Source organism: Streptomyces sp. BK340, assembly GCF_007827595.1.
Lineage (GTDB): Bacteria > Actinomycetota > Actinomycetes > Streptomycetales > Streptomycetaceae > Streptomyces.
The window spans coordinates 1-18588 of sequence record NZ_VISR01000015.1; the positions used below are offsets into that span (position 1 = coordinate 1).

The 18588-nt window shown below is 70.2% G+C and carries 12 protein-coding genes; 6 read left to right on the forward strand and 6 right to left on the reverse strand.

Going from position 1 to position 18588, the window contains the following annotated elements:
- Nucleotides 1–147 precede the first annotated feature (147 nt).
- From FB157_RS24825 to FB157_RS24840, 4 genes are read right to left on the reverse strand one after another with little or no spacing between them, the layout of a single operon-like run.
- On the reverse strand, nt 148–480 hold the full coding sequence (locus FB157_RS24825; protein ID WP_145882850.1) for an antibiotic biosynthesis monooxygenase: 333 nt from the start codon (nt 478–480) through the stop codon (nt 148–150).
- On the reverse strand, nt 471–1799 hold the full coding sequence (locus FB157_RS24830; RefSeq protein WP_261386497.1) for an NAD(P)/FAD-dependent oxidoreductase: 1329 nt from the start codon (nt 1797–1799) through the stop codon (nt 471–473). Before FB157_RS24830 ends, FB157_RS24825 begins: the two co-directional genes overlap by 10 nt.
- 37 nt (nt 1800–1836) lie before the next feature.
- On the reverse strand, nt 1837–2925 hold the full coding sequence (locus tag FB157_RS24835) for an isocitrate/isopropylmalate dehydrogenase family protein (protein ID WP_145882852.1): 1089 nt from the start codon (nt 2923–2925) through the stop codon (nt 1837–1839).
- Nucleotides 2922–3641, reverse strand: coding sequence for a thioesterase II family protein (locus tag FB157_RS24840; RefSeq protein ID WP_186581669.1), 720 nt, complete (start codon nt 3639–3641; stop codon nt 2922–2924). Before FB157_RS24840 ends, FB157_RS24835 begins: the two co-directional genes overlap by 4 nt.
- A gap of 180 nt (nt 3642–3821) precedes the next feature.
- On the opposite strand from FB157_RS24840, the gene FB157_RS24845 reads away from it, so the two are divergent.
- Nucleotides 3822–5027, forward strand: a complete 1206-nt coding sequence (locus FB157_RS24845; RefSeq protein WP_145882854.1) for a cytochrome P450 — start codon at nt 3822–3824, stop codon at nt 5025–5027.
- A 13-nt stretch (nt 5028–5040) separates the two neighbouring features.
- Complete coding sequence (locus tag FB157_RS24850) at nt 5041–6624, forward strand: (2,3-dihydroxybenzoyl)adenylate synthase (protein ID WP_145882855.1); 1584 nt, start codon at nt 5041–5043, stop codon at nt 6622–6624.
- Between the two features lie 78 nt (nt 6625–6702).
- On the opposite strand, the gene FB157_RS24855 is transcribed toward FB157_RS24850, so the two are convergent.
- A complete protein-coding gene (locus tag FB157_RS24855) occupies nt 6703–7446 on the reverse strand; it encodes a tryptophan 2,3-dioxygenase (RefSeq protein ID WP_145883022.1) in 744 nt (247 codons plus the stop codon).
- A 189-nt stretch (nt 7447–7635) separates the two neighbouring features.
- Here FB157_RS24855 and FB157_RS24860 point away from each other — a divergent pair, with 189 nt between their 5' ends.
- Nucleotides 7636–9414, forward strand: a complete 1779-nt coding sequence (locus FB157_RS24860; protein ID WP_145882856.1) for a non-ribosomal peptide synthetase — start codon at nt 7636–7638, stop codon at nt 9412–9414.
- 15 nt (nt 9415–9429) lie between these two features.
- On the opposite strand, the gene FB157_RS48665 is transcribed toward FB157_RS24860, so the two are convergent.
- Nucleotides 9430–9555, reverse strand: a complete 126-nt coding sequence (locus FB157_RS48665; RefSeq protein ID WP_261386498.1) for a hypothetical protein — start codon at nt 9553–9555, stop codon at nt 9430–9432.
- 195 nt (nt 9556–9750) lie between these two features.
- On the opposite strand from FB157_RS48665, the gene FB157_RS24865 reads away from it, so the two are divergent.
- The 3 genes from FB157_RS24865 to FB157_RS24880 all read left to right on the forward strand — a co-directional run bounded on the left by FB157_RS24865 (nt 9751) and on the right by FB157_RS24880 (nt 18573).
- Nucleotides 9751–14478 carry a DUF6531 domain-containing protein gene (locus FB157_RS24865; protein ID WP_145882857.1) on the forward strand — a complete coding sequence of 1576 codons (4728 nt, stop codon included), beginning with the start codon at nt 9751–9753 and terminating at the stop codon, nt 14476–14478.
- 78 nt (nt 14479–14556) lie between these two features.
- A complete protein-coding gene (locus tag FB157_RS24870) occupies nt 14557–15552 on the forward strand; it encodes a hypothetical protein (RefSeq protein ID WP_145882858.1) in 996 nt (331 codons plus the stop codon).
- Nucleotides 15553–17094: 1542 nt separating this feature from the next.
- Nucleotides 17095–18573, forward strand: coding sequence for a sugar transferase (locus tag FB157_RS24880; protein WP_145882859.1), 1479 nt, complete (start codon nt 17095–17097; stop codon nt 18571–18573).
- The last annotated feature ends 15 nt before the right edge of the window (nt 18574–18588 follow it).

The following is an 18588-nucleotide window of genomic DNA, read 5'->3' on the forward strand; positions in this document are numbered from 1 at the left end:
GCGCCCCCCCCCCCCGCCCCCCCCCCTTTTTCCTCTTGTGCCGCCCCCCCCCCCCCCCCCGCCGCCCCCCCCCCCCCCCCCCCCCCCCCCGGCGGCGGGCGCCCGCCCCCCCCCCCCCCCCCCCCCCGACGTCCCGTGACGTACGCGCTACTGCGGCTCGTCCGACGGCTTCTCGTCGGCCGTGTGGGAGCTGGTCCTGAGCACCTCGGCCACGGTCAACTCGTAGGTGGAGTACCACCGTTCCCGGCCCAGCCGCTGCGCCACCTGGTGCTCTGGGTCGGTGCGCCACTTCTCCAGGGTCTCCGCGTCGCGCCACAGCACGACCGCGAGGCGCTCACCGTCCTCGCCCGTGTAGTGCTGGACGTCCACCAGGTCGGGCCCGGCGATGGCACGGACGCGCTGCCGCATCTCGTCCTCGGTCTCGTAGTAGTCCTCGCCCGCCTGATCGGTGAGACGCGACTTGAACAGGATCACGAACATCCGGAGTCCTCCAGGGTGACTGTGTTCGGGTCAAGGGGCACACAGGCGCGCAGCCGGCTGTCGGACGCCGTGACCAGCTGCGCGCCGTGCCGGCCGAGCAGGCTCTCCACGAGACGGTCCAGGCGCTGGTCGTTCCTCAGCACCGAGGCGTAGCTCTCCTCCGTGAAGGCGCACTGCTCGTACAGGGGCACGAACCGGTCCGGGAAGAGATCGACGAGACGCCTGCGCAGAACTCCCCTGTCGTGTGCGGTCTCCTCCTGCGGCGGGTTGGCCATGATGTGGTAGTGCTGGTACGAGAGCTGGGAGATCGCGTTGGCGTCCTCGATCCGTGACTTCTCGTAGGCCGCCAGGGCCGCCGTCCAGTCCGCGGTGGAGTCGAGGCAGTCGACGAGCGTACGGGCGTCCTCGAAGCCGCAGTTCATGCCGTGTCCCATGAAGGGGGCCATCGCGTGACAGGCGTCCCCGAGCAGCGCCAGCGTGTCCCGCCAGACCCATCGGTCGCAGCGTACGACCGTGAGGGTGGAGACGGACTTGGCGGCGAGCTGTTCGGCGATGTCCGGTATGGCGGCGGTCGGTTCGGGGAAGCGGTCGGCGAACACCTGGTACAGCTCGTCGCCGCCGCCGACCGTGGCGTAGGAGGGGGCCGGCCCTTCGAGACGCATGAACAGGGAGCCGGAGTACTCCCCCGAAGGCATGGGGAACGCGGCGAACAGCGCGTCGCCGGTCGGCCAGTAGTGCATGGTGCGGCTGTCGAGCCAGCCGCCCGGCACGTCGATCTCCTGATACGCCAGCTCGAGATTGCGTACCTCCGCCGGTGCGGTGCGGGCGGTCAGGGCGGCACGGGCCGTGGAGTGCGCGCCGTCGCAGCCGAGGACGCGGCGGCACGTCAGCCTCCGCTCGCCGTCGGCGTCTTCGACGAGCACGGCCGGTTCGTCCAGGTCCACGGAGCGCACCCGCTGCTCGAAGCGGATACCGACGCCGGGGGTGGCCTCGGCGGCGTCCAGCAGGATGCGGTGCAGCCGCTCGCGCTCCACCGACCAGATCGGCTGCCCGTCCCTGCTGTACGGGGTGACGTGGGAGGTTCCGTCGGGCAGGTGCGCGCAGCGTCCGTGCAGGGGGACGCAGATCTCCCGCACCGTCCTGTCGAGACCCAGGTCGGACAGTACGCGCCACCCGCGCGCGGACAGCATCACCGTGAGGGACCGTCCCTGCCCGGCGCCACCGCGGCGCGGGTCCGCCCGCTTCTCCAGAACCGTGACCGGACCGAACCGGGGGGCGAGATACATGGCCGTGACCACGCCGACCAGGCCGCCCCCCACGATGACGGTCTCCGGACTCCCCCCGGCGCGAGTTCGGCTAGGCCCCCGCATGGCACCGCCGTCCCTTCGTCCGGCCCTTGTTCGGCTGCCGCAGTTCCGCCAGGACCACAGCGCCCACCTCCTTCGTTCCCAGGGACCCGCCGAGATCGGGGGTGACCCGTCCGGCCTCGACGGCGGCCGCGACCGCCCGGCGCACGGCGTCGGCCTCCTCGTCGTGGCCCAGGTGTTCGACCAGCAGCGCCGTGGAGAGAATGGCGGCGAACGGGTTGGCGACCCCGGTGCCCGCGATGTCGGGCGCGCTGCCGTGCACCGGCTCGAAGACGCCCTGCCCGGTCGTGGGGTTGAGGTTGGCCGACGCGGCCACGCCGAGGCCGCCGGCGAGGGCGGCGGTGAGATCGCTCAGGATGTCGCCGTACGAGTTGTTCGTGACGATGACGTCGAACGCGGTCGGGTCGGTCACCAGCTTCATCGCGGCGGCGTCCACATAGAGATGCGAGGTGTCGAACCGCGGGTGGCGTGCGACGGCATCCTGCCAGCAGCGCTGCCACAACCGGCCGCCGTTGCGCACGGCGTTGGCCTTGTCGACCACGCACACCGACCGTCGTGCGACGGAGAACGCGAAGTCCAGGATGCGCGACACACCGTGGTGGGTGTTGAGGTCCACGTCGATGGCGATCTCCTGCGGCGATCCCGTGCGCGTGCTGCCGCCTACACCGCTGTACAGCCCTTCGGTGTTCTCCCGGACGATCGCGCAGTCGATGCCGCGTCGTGTGCCGTCGCGCAGCGGGCTGAGCCGGTCGTGCCACAGCCGTACGGGACGGTAGTTGACGTACAGGTCCAGCTCGGAGCGCAGTGTGGTCAGCACGCTGCGCACGTAGGCGGTGTCGGCCAGCCGGGGATCCCCGACCGCGCCGAGCAGCGTCGCCTCGCTGCCCCGGATCCGGTCGAGATCGGCCGGGGAAAGGGCGCTTCCGGTGCTCAGGTACGTCTGCGCGTTGACCTGGTCGAGGACGTCCAGCCGCACACCGAGTGCGAGTTCGTCGAGGACCGCCAGCGCGGGTTCGGTCACCTCCGGCCCGATGCCGTCACCGGGTATGACGGTGATCCTGGTCGTGGCGCCGCTCATGCCCGGCCCTGGCGCACGATGTCCGCCACCAGTTCCGCCACGTCGGTCGTCACATGGAAGTGCCCGCCCGGCCGCGCGCGCACCGTGAACTCACCGGAGGTGACCTCCGCCCACTCGCCCATCCGCGCCTCGTCCACCAGCGGGTCGCCCGCACCGTGATAGCAGCGCACGCCGCACGACAGCGGCTTGGCGCCGGGGCGCGGCCGGTACTCCGCGTGGGCCCGCAGGTCCGAACGCAGCGTCGGCAGCAGCAGTTCGCGCAACTCGGCGTGCTCGGCGATCCCGGGTTCGATACCGCCCAGTCCCACCAGCGTCGACCAGAACTCGTCGTCGGGTGCCAGGTGGAGGTCCGCGTCCTCCACGCTTCCGGGCGGTTCGCAGGCGGAGACGCACAGCGCGCGCGGTTCCTCGCCCGCGTCCCGCAGGACCAGGGCGGTCTCGTAGGCCACCACCGCGCCCAGGCTGTGCCCGAAGAGCACGAAGTCGCGCGGGGGAAGCCGCAGCAGATCCGCCGCCGCGTGGCCGGCCATCGCGGCCACGTCGTCCACCAACGGCTCCCCGAACCGGTCACCGCGGCCGGGGTACTGGACGGCCATGAGTTCCACGCCGGGCGGCATCGCGGTGGACCATTCACCGAAGGCCGTCGCCGAACCCCCGGAATGCGGGAAGCACACCACACGGAGCTCGGGACGTTCGACGGTGGTCAGAGAGCGCACCCAGCCCCGTTCCCGTATCCGGCTCATCATCTCCGCCTTTCTCGTCGGCCATCGGCTAACCCGTCCCGTCCCATGTTTTCCGCCGCGCACGAAATCGCGGGTTCCGCGAAAGATGTCGGCAAGACATCACGGGCGCCGTGGGGCCGGGGCATGACGATGCGGGGAAAAGGAGGATCCCGGATGAGCCCGTCGCTCGATCTCACCGACCCGGCCACCTTCGTCAGGAACGACCCCTACGAGTTCTGGCACCGGGTCCGCGGGGAGAGCCCCGTGTACTGGCACCCGGCCGCCGCGGAGCGCCCCGGCTTCTGGGTCGTGGCCGGGTACGACGACGTCCTGGCCTGCTACGACGACTGGAAGCGGCTGAGCTCCGCCCGCGGCAACGTCCTCGACGTCCTGCTGCGCGGGGGCGATTCGGCGGGCGGGAAGATGCTCGCCGTCTCCGACCGGCCCTGGCACCGGCATCTGCGCAACCTGATGCTCCGCGCCTTCTCCCCCCGGGTGCTCGGCGACGTGGTGCGGAAGGTCGAGGAGCGCGCGCAGGAGCTGATCGGCACCGTCACCGAGCTGGGCAGTTTCGACTTCGCCGCCGAGGTCGCCGAGCACATCCCGATGAACACCATCTGCGACCTGCTGTCCATCCCCGCGCAGGACCGCAAGCAGCTGCTCCTGTGGAGCAAGGAGGCCCTGGCGTCCGAGCATCAGGAGGGCGCCCGGCTGGACGCCCTGGAGGCACGCAACGAGATCGTGCTCTATCTGATGGAGCTGGGGTTCGAGCGCCGGGCGAAGCCGGGCGACGACGTGATCAGCATGATCGCCACCGCCGAGGTCGACGGGCGCCCGCTCACCCCGGAGGAGATCGCGCTCAACTGCTACAGCCTCCTCCTGGGCGGGGACGAGTCGTCGCGGATGACCGCGATCAGCTCAGTCCTCGCCTTCACCCGGCACCCCGACCAGTGGCGCGGGCTGCGCGAGGGGACGATCGGCCTCGACACGGCGGTGGAGGAACTGCTGCGGTGGGCGACGCCGGGCATGCACTTCGCGCGCACGGCGCTGAGCGACTTCTCCCTCGGCGGCCGGCAGGTGCGCGCCGGTGACATCGTGACGTTCTGGAACACCTCGGCGAACAACGACGAGACGGTCTTCGCCGAGCCCCGGACCCTCGACCTGTCCCGCCGCCCCAACAAGCACCTCACCTTCGGCCACGGTCCGCACTTCTGCGTCGGTGCGGCGCTGGGCCGGGCCGAGCTGCGCGCACTGCTGCGGGCGCTCGTCACGTCCGTGGGGGACATCGAGCTGGACGGGGAGCCGCAGCGCATCTACTCCAACTTCCTCTACGGCTACGGCAGTCTCCCCGTCGTCTTCCAGTCGCGCTCCGCCTCCTGAAAGGGAACGCCTCATGCTCGACGGTTTCGTCCCCTGGCCCGACCACCTCGCGGATGAGTACCGCCGGCGGGGAATCTGGCTGGGCCGGCCGCTCGGTGACCTGCTGCACGACTCGTGCCGGCGGCACGCCGACCGCGTGGCCGTGGTCTGCGACGGGCACAGGATGACCTACGCGGAGCTGTCCCGGCGGGCCGACCGGCTGGCGGGCGGCCTGATCGGACTGGGCATCAGACCGCTCGACCGGGTGGTCGTCCACCTGCCCAACATCCCCGAGTTCGTCGTCCTGGTCTTCGCTCTGCTGCGGGCCGGAGCCATACCCGTCCTGGCGCTGCCCGGGCACCGCAAGTCCGAGATATCCCACCTGTGCGCCCACTCCGGTGCGGTGGCCTATGCCGTGAAGGACGAGTTCGGCGGGTTCGACTACCGCGAACTCGCCCGGGAGATCCCTCCGGTCCGGCACGTCCTCGTCAGCGGCGACGCCCAGGAGTTCACCGCGCTGGAGTCGGTGGGCGGCGACGACGTCCCCCTGCCCCGCGTCGACCCGTCCGATCCGGCGCTGTTCCTCCTCTCCGGGGGCACCACCGGACTGCCGAAACTGATCCCCCGGGCCCATGACGACTACGCCTACGTCATGCGGGCCACGGCGGAGGCGATGCACGTGGGCGAGGAGGTGGCCTACCTCGCCGTCAATCCGGTCGCGCACCAGGCGGCGCTCGCCTGCCCGGGGGTGTTCGGGAGCCTCCTGCTGGGCGGCAAGGCGGTCCTGACGTCGAGCGTGCGGCCCGACGAGGTGTTCCCGCTGATCCGCCGCGAGCACGTCACCGTGACCACGGTCGTGCCCTCCGTGCTGCGGCTGTGGGCCGACTCCGGGCAGCGGCCCGATCTGTCGCACCTGCTCGTCCAGGTCGGCAGCGCGCCGCTCGACCCGGCGCTCGCCCGTCGGGCGGGAGAAGTCCTCGGGTGCCGGATCATGCGCTGGTACGGCATCAGCGAGGGTCTGCTGACCCACACCAGGTTCGACGACCCGGAGGACGTGATCATGGGCACGGACGGCCGGCCCATGTCACGGGACGACGAGGTCCGGATCGTCGACGAGTCCCTGAACCCCGTGCCCGAGGGGGAGGCGGGCGAAATGATCGCGCGCGGCCCGTACACGATCCGCGGCTACTACCGGGCCCCAGAGGAGAACACCCGCTCGTTCACGCCGGACGGGTTCTTCCGCACCGGCGACCTCGTCCGGCGCAGCCCGGAGGGCGACATCACGATCGTCGGACGGATCAAGGACGTCATCAACCGCGCCGGTGAGAAGGTGTCGGCGGAGGAGGTGGAGCGGCAGCTGCGCACCCACCCGTCCGTCCAGGACGCGGCCGTGGTCGGCGTGCCGGACACCGTGCTCGGCGAGCGGACGTACGCCTTCCTCGTGCTGACCGGTGCGCAGGTCAGGACGTCGGCGGTGAAGGAGTTCCTCCGTGGCTGCGGTCTGGCCACGTACAAGATCCCCGACCGGATAGTGCCCCTGGACCAGTTGCCGCGCACCCCGATGGGCAAGGTGGACAAGAAGACCCTGCGGGCGCTCGCCGTCTCGTCGGCCAGGTGAGCGTGCCGTGACGGCGCGGATGCCTTGAAGGTGCGGCAGGGCCGGTCGCCGAACGCGCCGGCCCTGCCGCCCGCTCTCCTACTCGCCGTGCCGTGCCTGCCACAGGGCGGGAAAAGAAGGCGTGAAAATCGCTTTGCGAAGGAACTCCGCGCCGGCCGTTCCGCCCGTACCCATCTTTTTGCCGATCATTCGCTGGACGAGAACGACATGCCGGTACTGCCATTCCTGAAAGGCCTGGTCGAGATCCACCAGGCCCTGGCAGATCTGTTCCACCACACCGTCGTCGCTGTGCAGGCCGTGCAATGCGGAGGGCAGGTCGTGGGGCGAGTAACCCTTGGCGTCGAGACAGGCGAGGAAGGCGTCGAAGAGGGTGGGCTCGCCGGCCCGCGCCCTGATGCGCTCCCGTTCCCGGCTGCCCTCGGGAAAGTGCTCGGCCGCCGTCCCGTCACGCCGTCCGAGCACCACCTCGATCTCGCGGAACTGCGCCGAGTAGAAGCCGCTGCCCACCAACTGGTCGCGGAACGCTTCGAACTGGTCGGCGGTCATCGTCTCCAGCACGTCGATCTGCGCCGTCAGCGCCCGGAAGATCGCGCGCGCCCGGCGCAGCGTCCGCAGGGCGGGGCCGCTGTCCGCCTTGCGCAAGGTCACCTGGAGGGCGTCCAGTTCGTGGAGCAGCTCCTTGAACCACAACTCGTGCGACTGGTGGACGACGACGAAGAGCAACTCGTCATGCTGTTCCGTGATCGGCTTCTGAATGTCGAGCAACGTTTCGAGAACCAAGTAATCACGATAGCCGCAGTAGGCGGAATGGGAATTGCTCATCACGGGTCGGGGCCTCCGCTCGCCGGGCGTTTACTCCCCTTGGTAACACGGCGAAACCGGCCGAAGGCCAGAATCTGTCACCTCTCATTCAACGGGGCGGCTCATCGCCCTGGCAGGCCATCATGATGGGGAAGCATGAGTGCCAGGAGAAATCGTCGTCGTTCCAATGCATCACTGAATGGACGCGAAATGGGCGATGCAAAGCACACCGTCCCCCGGCTTTTCGAGGCCGTCGCCGCCGAGGCGGGGGACGACACCGCCATCCTGTTCGAGGGCAAGGCCGTCGGCTACACGGCTCTCAACTCCGCGGCCAACCGGCTGGCACGGTACCTGATCGCCCGCGGCGTGGGACCGGACTCGGTGGTCGCCGTCTCCGTGCCCCGGTCCGCCGAACTGGTCACGGTGCTCCTTGCGGTACTCAAGGCGGGCGGTGCCTACCTCGCCCTCGACCCGGCGTATCCGGTGGAGCGGCTGGCGCACATGGTGGCCGACGCGCGGCCGGTGCTGCTGATCCGCGCGGCGGAGCACACCGGACTCGCGCAGCCGGACGGGGGCGTGCCGGAGGTCGTCCTCGACGACCCCGCGTTCCGCGCGCAGTGCGAGGCGCACGCCGACCACGACGTGTCCGACCGGGAGCGCCTCGCCGAGCTGCGCGCCGAGCATCTGATGTACGTCGTCTACACCTCGGGGTCGACGGGCCGGCCCAAGGGCGTCGCGGTGACGCACCGTGGCGTCGCCGGCCTGGTGGCGAGCCAGGCCGAGCAGATCGGGGCGGGCCCGGGCGACCGGGTCCTGCAGTGGGCGTCGATCAGCTTCGACGCGGCCTTCTGGGACATCTCGCTGGCCCTGCTGTCCGGTGCGACGCTCGTGATGGCGCCGGCCGAGGACCTGCTGCCCGGCCAGCCGCTGCGGGACACGATGACCGAGAACAAGGTCACGCACGCCACGCTGCCCCCGGTGGCGCTCAGCGTCACCGAGGCGGACGGCGTCCTGCCCGGCGGGACGCTCGTCTCCACCGGTGACGCCCTCTCCCCGTCCCTCGTGCGGACCTGGGCCGAGGGCAGGTCCCTGCTCAACGGCTACGGCCCCACCGAGGTGACCGTCGGCATCTCCATCGGGCGGATCACCGGGCCCGACGACATCAGCATCGGCCGGACGTTCCCCGGCAGCACCGTGCACATCCTCGACGAGCGGCTGGCCGGGGCCGGTCCGGGCGACGAGGGCGAGCTGTACCTGGCGGGGCCGGGGCTGGCACGCGGGTATCTGAACCAGGCCGGCCTGACCGCCGCGCGGTTCGTGGCCGACCCGGCCGGTCCGCCGGGCAGCCGGATGTACCGCTCGGGCGACCGGGGCTGGCGCCGCGCGGACGGAGAGCTGTTCTTCGCGGGCCGGGCGGACGACCAGGTGAAACTCCGTGGCTTCCGTATCGAACTGGGCGAGATCGAGACCCGGCTGGCCGCGCATCCCGCCGTCGACCTCGCCTGTGTCGTGGTGGAGGGCGATCTCGCGACCGCGCGGATCGTGGGCTACGTGACCACGTCGGCGGGTGCGGAGGCCACCGGCGCGGAGTTGCGGGAGTACGTGGCCAGGTCGCTGCCGGAGCACATGGTGCCGTACACCGTCATCGTCCTCGACCGCTTTCCCACCACGCCGAACGGCAAGGTCGACCGCACGGCCCTCCGCGAGGCCGGCGCCAACCCTCCTGAACCGGAAACGGCGGCCTCCGCCGGCATGGACCTGTACGACCTCGTCAAGCAGATCCTCGCGGTCCCGGAGGCACGGCCCGACGACAACTTCTTCCAGCTCGGCGGGCATTCGGTCCTGGCCACGCTGCTGGCCCGGAGAATCCGCAAGGAGTTCGACGTCGTGATCCCGATGCGGACGATCTTCCAGGCCGCCACGCTGGAGGAACTGGCGGTTCTCGTGGAGGCGGCCGAAGGGCGGTCCGGCACGCACCACGAGCCGTGAGGTGCGCGTCGCCGGTCACGCCGGCCCGAGGACGCCGCGCGCGCCCGCACCACCTACGCCGTGGCGGGCGCCGACGGCCTGTTCGTCCACCGTGAGATCTCCGGTGACGGCGTCGGCCCGGCAGCCATGTTCGCTCTGCACACGTGCGTGATCTTCGATGCGGCCACCGGCACGGCCGCGAGCACTCCGACCCACCCTCGAACCCGGGCCGATCGGCACTTCCCGTTTCACCCAGCCACCCCTGCGGCGTCGAGAGATCACCACCGATTACGCTTCTCAAGCGCAACGCGTGAACGGTTTTCGCGAGTGCATGCAGGGCAACGGGGAGGAACGGGGATGGGATACACGATCCCGGGCTGGCTGGACGACGTCCTGGACTTCATCGGGATCAAGTTCCCGAACGTGGACGAGGACGACTACCGCGAAATGGCCGACGCCATGCGGGACTTCGCCGACAAGTTCGAGGGCCACGGCGGCGACGCGCACAAGGCGGTGTCCCGGATCCTGTCGTCCTCGCAGGGCTGGGCCGTCGACTCGATGGAGCAGCACTGGAACCAGGTCAAGGCGAGCCACCTCGAGAAACTCCCGGAACTTGCACGGCTGTTCGCCGATGCCTGTGACGTGCTCGCGGACATCATCTTCGGGATGAAGACCAAGGCCGAGATCGAACTGGCGGCAATGGCGGCCTCGGTGGGCGTCTCGGCCGGGCTCGCGGTCGTGACAGGCGGTCTGTCCGCGCTGATCGGCGCCGCCGAGGTCACGGCGATGCGCCAGGTGGTCAAGCGGATCATCGACGAGGCCGTGGACCGGATCGTCGACGAGGTTCTGGCCAAGATCACCGAGCCGGTCAACGCCAAACTGGAGGCGATGGTCGAGGACATGGTGCTCGACCTGGTCGACGGGGCGTTCTCCATGCCGCCCGCCGCCGGCGGCAAGGGCGGCCACGGTGGACATGGCGGTCACAGCGGGATGCAGCTCGCCTCGGCCGGCGGTGGGACCGGGGGCGCCCAGAAGATCACCCAGATCGACCACGCCGAGTTCGAGGACGGCGCGGGCAAGGTCTCACGGCACGGCAGCGAGCTGCATCTGGCATCGTCCTCGTCGCTGAACCGGGCCAGGGGGGCGTTCGGGCGGAGCAAGGGCCGCGATCCGTTCACCAAGGCCTTCGACAGCGTCCTGCACGGCGCGCTCAAGGGCTCGGAGAAGGCCCTGGGCAAGATAGCCAAGCACGTCACCGAGACTGTGCCGGACCGGGTGAAGGCCACCTCCCGGCTGCACAAGCACAACGACATCGAGATCGGCCGGCGGGCCCACGGCATTCACGTCAACAAGGGGGACGCGGGCGCCGGTTCGGGCCACGGCGGCGGTCCCGCATCCGGCCGCAAGCCCGACGACGGCCTCAAGATCGACTCTTCGAAACTGTCCCAGCAGGCCCGCGAGCTGGAGGCCAAGGAGACGTGCGGCGACCCGATCGACATGGCCAGCGGCCAGATGATCCTCGCCCAGACCGATGTGGAACTGCCCGGTGTACTGCCGCTGGTGCTGCGCCGCACCCATCTGTCCGGCTATGACGCGGGACGCTCCTTCGGGCCGTCGTGGGCCGCGACGCTGGACGAACGCCTGGAGAAGGACGAGGCGTTGGGCGGATACTGGTGGTATCGCGCGGACGGCTCCGCGCTCGCCTATCCGCGCCTGCCCGACCTGCCCGGCGACCGGGTCGGCCCGGCCGAGGGCGTACGGCTGCCGCTCACCTATGTCACGCACGGCAGCAGCTACGTCCTGACGGTGCAGGACCCGCACAGCGGTCTCGTACGTCACTTCGAACCCGCCGCCTCGGCCGACCACGTGTGGTGGCTGGTCGGCCTCGAGGACCGCAACGGCAACTCCGTCACCGTGGAACGGGGCGAGGACGACGTCCCGCTCACCGTCACCCACGGCGGCGGCTACCGGGTCCGGGTCGACTCCGACCCCGAACGGGGCCTGGTCACCGGGCTGTCGGTACTCACGGACAAGGAGCCGGCACAGATACGTTCCTTCCGTTACGACGACGCCGGTGACCTGACCGAGGTGCGCAACGCCGTCGACGCCACGACGCACTTCACCTACGACAGCGCCCACCGTGTCACCGGCTGGCGGGACTCCAACGGCACCGAGTTCACCTACACCTACGACGCCGCCGGCCGGGTGATCGAGACCCGCGGCACCGACGGCATCCTCAACTCCCGCATAGCGTACGGAGATCCGCAGCAGGACGGCACCAGTACCGTCACGTACACCGACTCCCTCGGACACGCCACGGCCTACGTCGCCAACCGCCACGGCCAGATCATCGCCATCACCGATCCGCTCGGGCACACCACCACCCAGCAGTGGGACCGGCACGACCACCTGCTGTCCCACACCGATCCGCTCGGCCGCACCACCCGCTGGGACTGGGACGCGGACGGCAACCTGACCTCCGTCACCGCCCCCGACGGGACCGTCACCCGCATCGCCTACAACGCCCTGCGGCTGCCGGTCACCCTCACCGGCCCGGACGGCACCGTGACCCGCCAGGAGTACGACGCACGGGGCAACCGGACGAGGGTCGTCGGTCCGGACGGCGCCACCCACCACTTCGCCCACCACCCCACCGGCGCGGTGCGGAGCGTCACCGACCCGCTCGGAGCGGTCCTTCGGCTGGAGGCCGACGCGGCCGGGCTGCCGGTCGCCGTGGAGGACGCCCGCGGCGCCCGCACCGTGGTCCGCCGGGACACCTTCGGGCAACCGCTCGAACTGACCGACGCGCTCGGCCGGTCCAGCCGGTTCGTGTGGGACGCCGAGGGCCGGCTCCGCACCCGCACCGGCCCGGACGGCAGCAGCGAGACCTGGGAGTGGGACGGCGAGGGCAACTGCGTCCGCCACACCGACCAGCTCGGCGGCGTCACCACCAGTACCTTCGGCCCCTTCGACCTGCTCACCGCACGGACGACACCGGACGGCCGCACGCACACCTTCGTCCACGACACCGAGCAGCGCCTCGTCCAGGTTGCCGACCCGACCGGACTGACGTGGACCTACGAGTTCGACCCGCTCGGCCGTGTGGTCGCCGAGACCGACTTCGACGGCCGCACCAGCCGCTGTGCCTACGACCCGGCCGGCCGGCTGGTCAAACGCACCAACGCGGCCGGACAGGACATCGGCTTCGAGTTCGACGAGAACGGCCGGCTCACCGCGAAAACGGTCGGGAGCACCCGCACCACGTTCTCCTACGACGTCGCGTCCCGCCTGACAGCAGCAGAAAGCCCGCAGAGCGCGCTGGAGTTCACCTACGACGTGGCGGGGCGCCTGCTCACCCAGACCGCGGACGGCGCCACCCTCCGCCTCGGCTACGACGTGGCCGGCAGGCGTGTCTCACGCACCACGCCCACCGGCGCGCGCACCGAGCTGGGCTGGGACGAGGTGGGCAACCGCACCGCCCTCACCGTCGACGGCCGGCACACCCTCGCCTTCGGCCACGACCTCCTCGGCCGCGAGACCGAACGCACCGTGGGCGACAGCCTGCGTCTCACCTCGGACTGGGACGCGGCGGGCCGCCTCACGCAGCAGAACCTGAGCACCCGCCCGGGCCGCCGGATCCGCGCCCGCAAGTACACCTACCGCGCCGACGACCACCTCACCGCCGTGCACGAAGAGGTCACCGGCCGCGGCACCACCTACGTCCTCGACCCCGTCGGCCGCCCGCTGCACGCCACGGGACCCGCCGGACCGGAGAGTTACGCCTACGACGCGTCGGGCAACCAGCTCACCGCCGAATGGCCGGACCGCGCCGCCGACCCCGCGGCCCGCGGGGAGCGCGAGTACACCGGCACCCGCGTCATCCGCGCCGGACACACCGGCTACCGCTACGACGACGCCGGACGCCTCGTCGAACGCGTCAAGAAGCGTCTGTCCCGCAAACCCGACGTGTGGCACTACGTCTGGGACGCCGAGAACCGCCTCACCTCCTGCACCACCCCCGACGGCGCCACCTGGCACTACCGGTACGACCCACTGGGCCGCCGCACCGCCAAGTTCCGCCTGGACGAGGCCGGTTCGGTCATCGACGAGACCCGCTTCACCTGGGACGGCACCCGCCTGGCCGAACAGACGACGCCCGCCACCGACACCACGCTCACCTGGGACCACGACGGCTTCCGGCCCCTCGTCCAGTACGAGCGCAAACCGCTGTCCGACGACGAGGTCGACTCCCGCTTCTTCGCCGTCGTCTCGGACCTCGTCGGCACCCCGACCGAACTCGTCGACGAGACCGGCACGATCGCCTGGCGCACCCGCGCGACGGTCTGGGGCACCACGGCCGTCAACCCGGACGCCACCGCCCACACACCCCTGCGCCAGCCCGGCCAGTACGCCGATCCCGAGACGGGCCTCCACTACAACTACTTCCGGCACTACGACCCGGAGACCGCCCGGTACGTCACACCCGACCCACTGGGCCTGATGCCGGCACCCAACCCGGTCGCCTACGTCGTCAACCCGCTGGACCTCTACGACCCGGTGGGCCTGGCGCCGTGCCGCAAGGACCACTACGAGTGGACCCAGGGCAGCAACGGGCGGGGCGGCAGCGTCCGGTACAAGCCGCTGGACCACCTCGGCCGGCCCACCGGTGTCTCGGCGTGCATACGGCCGGAGATGCTCGATTCAGGCACCGAGGCGGGCAAGTCCAAGCCGCCCGGCTGGCGCGGCCACGGGACCGCGTTCAACGAGGCCCGGGGCCATCTTCTCGCCAACCGTCTCGGCGGCGCGGGCGTGAAGCACAACGCCAAGCACAACCTGGTGACCCAGACCCAGGACCCCACCAACTCCCCGTACCAGCGCGACCTGATCGAGGAGCAGATCTACCGGGCCGTCGACGACAAGAAGGAGGTCGTCCAGTACGACATCACTCCGATCTACGAGGGGACGAATCCCATACCCGTCCGCCTCGAGTACGCCGCGTACGGCAACAAGGGATTCGAGCTGACCGGCTGGCTCGACAACCCGGCGGCCGGGGTGCGCACTGCCGTGCCCGGTTGGAAACCCTGACTGTGTAGAGTCCACGTCCGGTCCTCGGCACCGCACCCCCGTCCTGTCCCGCCCCCCGGCCCCTGGGAGTCCTGGCTCATGCCGCGTACCACCCCGCCCCGCCCCGTCGACGTAGAAGCAGCCTTCCCCGAACTGGGCGGTATGCGCCGGGGCGCCACACGGTTGCACCCGCGGCACGGCATCCCCACCGCTCAGGACAGCTCGGTCGGCGGCCCGTTTCTGTGGCCCGCCGACGAGCCCTGGCCGGTCTGCACGATCCCCCACAAGCGGGGAAGCGGCTACCGCTACACCGATGTGATCCGCAAGCGAGAGATCCTGGCAGCGGCCGGGCGGCGCGAACCGAACCCCGGACCCACCGCCGAAGAGATCGAGATCATCGACGGATTCAAACGAGGCCGGCACGCACCGCACCTCGCCGACACGGACCCCATTCCGATGCTCGCCGTGGCCCAGCTCTACCGCCGCGACGTCCCCGACCTGCCCTGGGCCGGGGAGGACGACCTGCTCCAGGTGTTCTGGTGCGGCTTCGAACGGCACGGCGACACCCGCCACGACCTCCATGTGCAGCTACGTCGGCACCGCTCCACGGACATCACCGCGCCTCTCGCCGAACAGCCGGCACCGGAGGTCGTCGGCCGCGAAGAACTCATCCCCTCCCCCTGCGTACTGCATCCCGAGGAGATCGTCGAACACCCCTACCTCGAGACCCTGCCCCCGGATCTGCAGGCTCGCATCGACGCATGGGAAGGCCCGGAGGACGGCGAAGGCCCGCAGTACATCTACGACTTGTCCACGGCCCCCGGCTGGAAGACCGGCGGATACATCGCCTGGAACCTCACCGGACCGCGACCTCTGCCCTGCGCCACCTGCGGCACGGAACTCGCCCCGCTCCTGACAGCTGACCGACGCGAATGGGACCCCGCCACCACGAGCTGGATCCCGTACGAGGACCAGCAGGACGCCGGTGTCAGGGGCGCCAACGTTCCGACCCGCGTGTCACCGGGCCACGGCCGCCTGACCATCGCGGTATGCCCCCGCGACCCGCACCATCCGCTCGGCCTCGTCAGCCAGTGAACAGCCAGGCACAGGGCCCTCAGTCGTCGGCAGTGGTGGACGTACGCCGCCGGGAGCTCGGGGCCGCTGCCCGGAATCGACGCGATCTCCTCCGTCGGCGGGGTGAATTCCTGAATGATGATTCTGGTCATAATCTCTGGACAGGCCTTGACCGTGTCCTTGTAGGACCGCGCTTCGCCGGCACCGGCCGGCTCTTCGGTTTGCGGCCGTCGTGGATCCACTTGTGGTAGTCCGTCCGGTAGGCGGCCGCGTCGATCGGCTGCCTGTTCGGCACCTGGCAGTTGACGAGGTGGACATGCATCGGGCGGGCGTCGTGGTGGGGATCGATGTAATCCCAGATCTCGGACGAGCCCTCCTTGATGAAGTCTCCATGAACGACTGCAGCGGCATGCCGTCGGACTGCCCGTTGCGAATGGCGTCGATCACGAACTGGAACAGATGGGTGGTCGGCAGCTCGTTGCGGTATTCGACTACCGTCGGGTGATCCCTGGTCACACTGAAGGCCGGCCCCAGGCAGCCCATGCCGATCGGCTTGTGAGGATCGTGCGGGTTCGTGGCCCGATAACCCCACACGGTTGCCGGCCCGATATCCCGGTGGAAGCGCCGCGATCCCTGCCGCATCGTGATCTCGTAGCAGTCGGCACCCGGCCTCCCGGACACGCCGACCCGTGAGCCGCCGCATATACAAGGCTGGTTCGGAACATTGCCACAGCGCGCCGTTCCGATCCGGGAAAGCCACTCGACGAGCCGACCCCAGCAACAATTCGACAGGCATCTGAATTGTAAAATGAATCATTCGGAACGGGAACCCGATCATTGCCGCCGGTGACTCGGATGCGGCGGCGCACGCCCAGTGATCCGGCGAGTTCATCAGCGCCTGGGTCGGTATCACGGCGCGCACCGGACCCTGACGTGGTTGCACTCGTTCTTGATCACGACGCCGCATCCCGAAACGATCAAGTCGTGCGCCCCGCTCGCCGAACCGGGTGCAACAGGAGTCCCACCGCAGCCAGTTGATCACCGTCGCACGGAAGCCGCACCGAGCCCGTCGATCCGCCGGAGCGCGCGGTGGCGAGAAAGCACCTACAGGCGGTCACCGGCCGGTGGGGCCGGCCACACAGGTTGAGCACAAATTACATACATCCCTCTCTTCATACTGGCCCCGATGGTCTAGATTGACCGTGCTTCAGCTGTTCGAACACGAGGCGACCGATAATGATCTATAGGTCCGGCGCTGCGGAAAGTCAGCAGTCGCGTCCCGGCGCCGGACGTGGGGGTGATCAATTCTTGGAGCCCGGGGGTGGGCCTTGGCTGCGGGGAGCAACCGAGGTTTCGACGGGTTCCCACGTACCTCGAGAGTCTGGCAGGACATGCGAGTCCGCTGTCGCCAGGGTGGGTTGATCACATAGCTCTGCACCAGCCGGGATGTCATGCGCGGGGGGCCTCCCGGGGGGCGAAACAGCACGGGAGGCGGGGGCCTCCCGGGGGGCGAAAACAGTGTTAGGCGAACACGTCGAACCACTGGGGACCTTGGGGGGTTCTGTGCGGCAAGGGGGACTAGTCGGCCCGTTTCCGTCTGCGCGCGGGCGTCTGGCGAACGGTGCGTTCAGCCGGCCCACGATCGACTGGGAGCAGCGGTACCGCCGTACCGTGATCATCAGCGACACCGTGGCCACCGCGTTCGTGGTGGCGGCGATCGGCAACTTCTTCGGGGCCCGGGACGCGGCCAACTGGCACGAGAAGTGGGGGATTCTCGCCTTCGGCACCGAGCTGCTGGTGCTGGGGGCGTTCGCGGTGAGCCGGGCGTGGGCTCCGGCCGTGCTCGGCCAGGGCGCCGAGGAGTTCCGCAGGCTCGGACGCTCGCTGTTCACGGCGACCGTCGTGCTGGCGCTCGGCGGGATCGCCCTCACCTCGCGCAACATCAAGCTCTGGATCTTCGTCGCGATCCCCGCGATCGCGCTCGTCACCATGACCGCGCGGTATCTGCTCCGCCTCGGTCTGCACAGACAGCGGAAGCAAGGGCAGTGTCTGAGACCGGTGCTCGCTGCCGGAAGCCCGGACACCGTGTGCGACCTGATCACCCGGACCCGCAAGTTCCCGCACATCGGCTGGCAGGTGGCGGCGGTGTGCACGCCGGACGGCCGAGGGCTCGACGGTGACGAACTGGAGGGAGTGCCGGTCGTCGGCCGCCTGGAGGACGTCGCCAAGCACGTCCGCCACGACGGTTACCGCGTCGTCGCGGTCACACCGGACCAGCACTGGACGCCGGACCGGCTGCAGCGGCTGGCCTGGAATCTCGAGGGCAGCGATGCCGAGATGGTCGTGGCCCCGGTGCTGATGGAGGTGGCCGGTCCACGGCTGCACGTCGACGCGGTGCTCGGGATCCCGCTGCTGCGGGTCAGCATGCCGACCTTCACCGGGGGACGCCGGGTGGTCAAAGGCGTCGTCGACTGGATGGGCGCGGCGGTCCTGCTCCTGCTGTTCGCGCCGCTGATGGTGTTCGTCGGGCTGCTCGTGCTGGTGGACAGTCGCGGTGGGGTGTTCTACCGCCAGCGCAGGGTCGGAAAGGACGGCTGCGAGTTCACCATTCTCAAGTTCCGCACCATGGTCGCCGGGGCCGACCGGGCACGTGCCGAGCTGGCCGGCCGCAACGAGGGTGCCGGCCCGCTGTTCAAGCTACGCCGGGATCCGCGGGTGACCCGGGTGGGAGCAGTGCTGCGCCGGTACTCGATCGACGAGCTCCCGCAGCTGTTCAACGTGCTGACCGGATCGATGTCGCTCGTCGGTCCGCGGCCTCCGCTGCCGGAGGAGTCCGCCGCCTACGGCCCGGACATCCGGCGGCGGCTGCTGGTCAAGCCCGGACTCACCGGCTTGTGGCAGATCAGCGGACGCAGCGACCTGTCGTGGGAGGAGGCGGTCCGGCTGGACCTGCGGTACGTGGAGGACTGGTCGCTCGCCCTGGACACAGTGATCTTGTGGAAGACGCTGCGTGCGGTGCTCTACGGGCAGGGGGCGTACTGATGCGCGGAGGTCGGC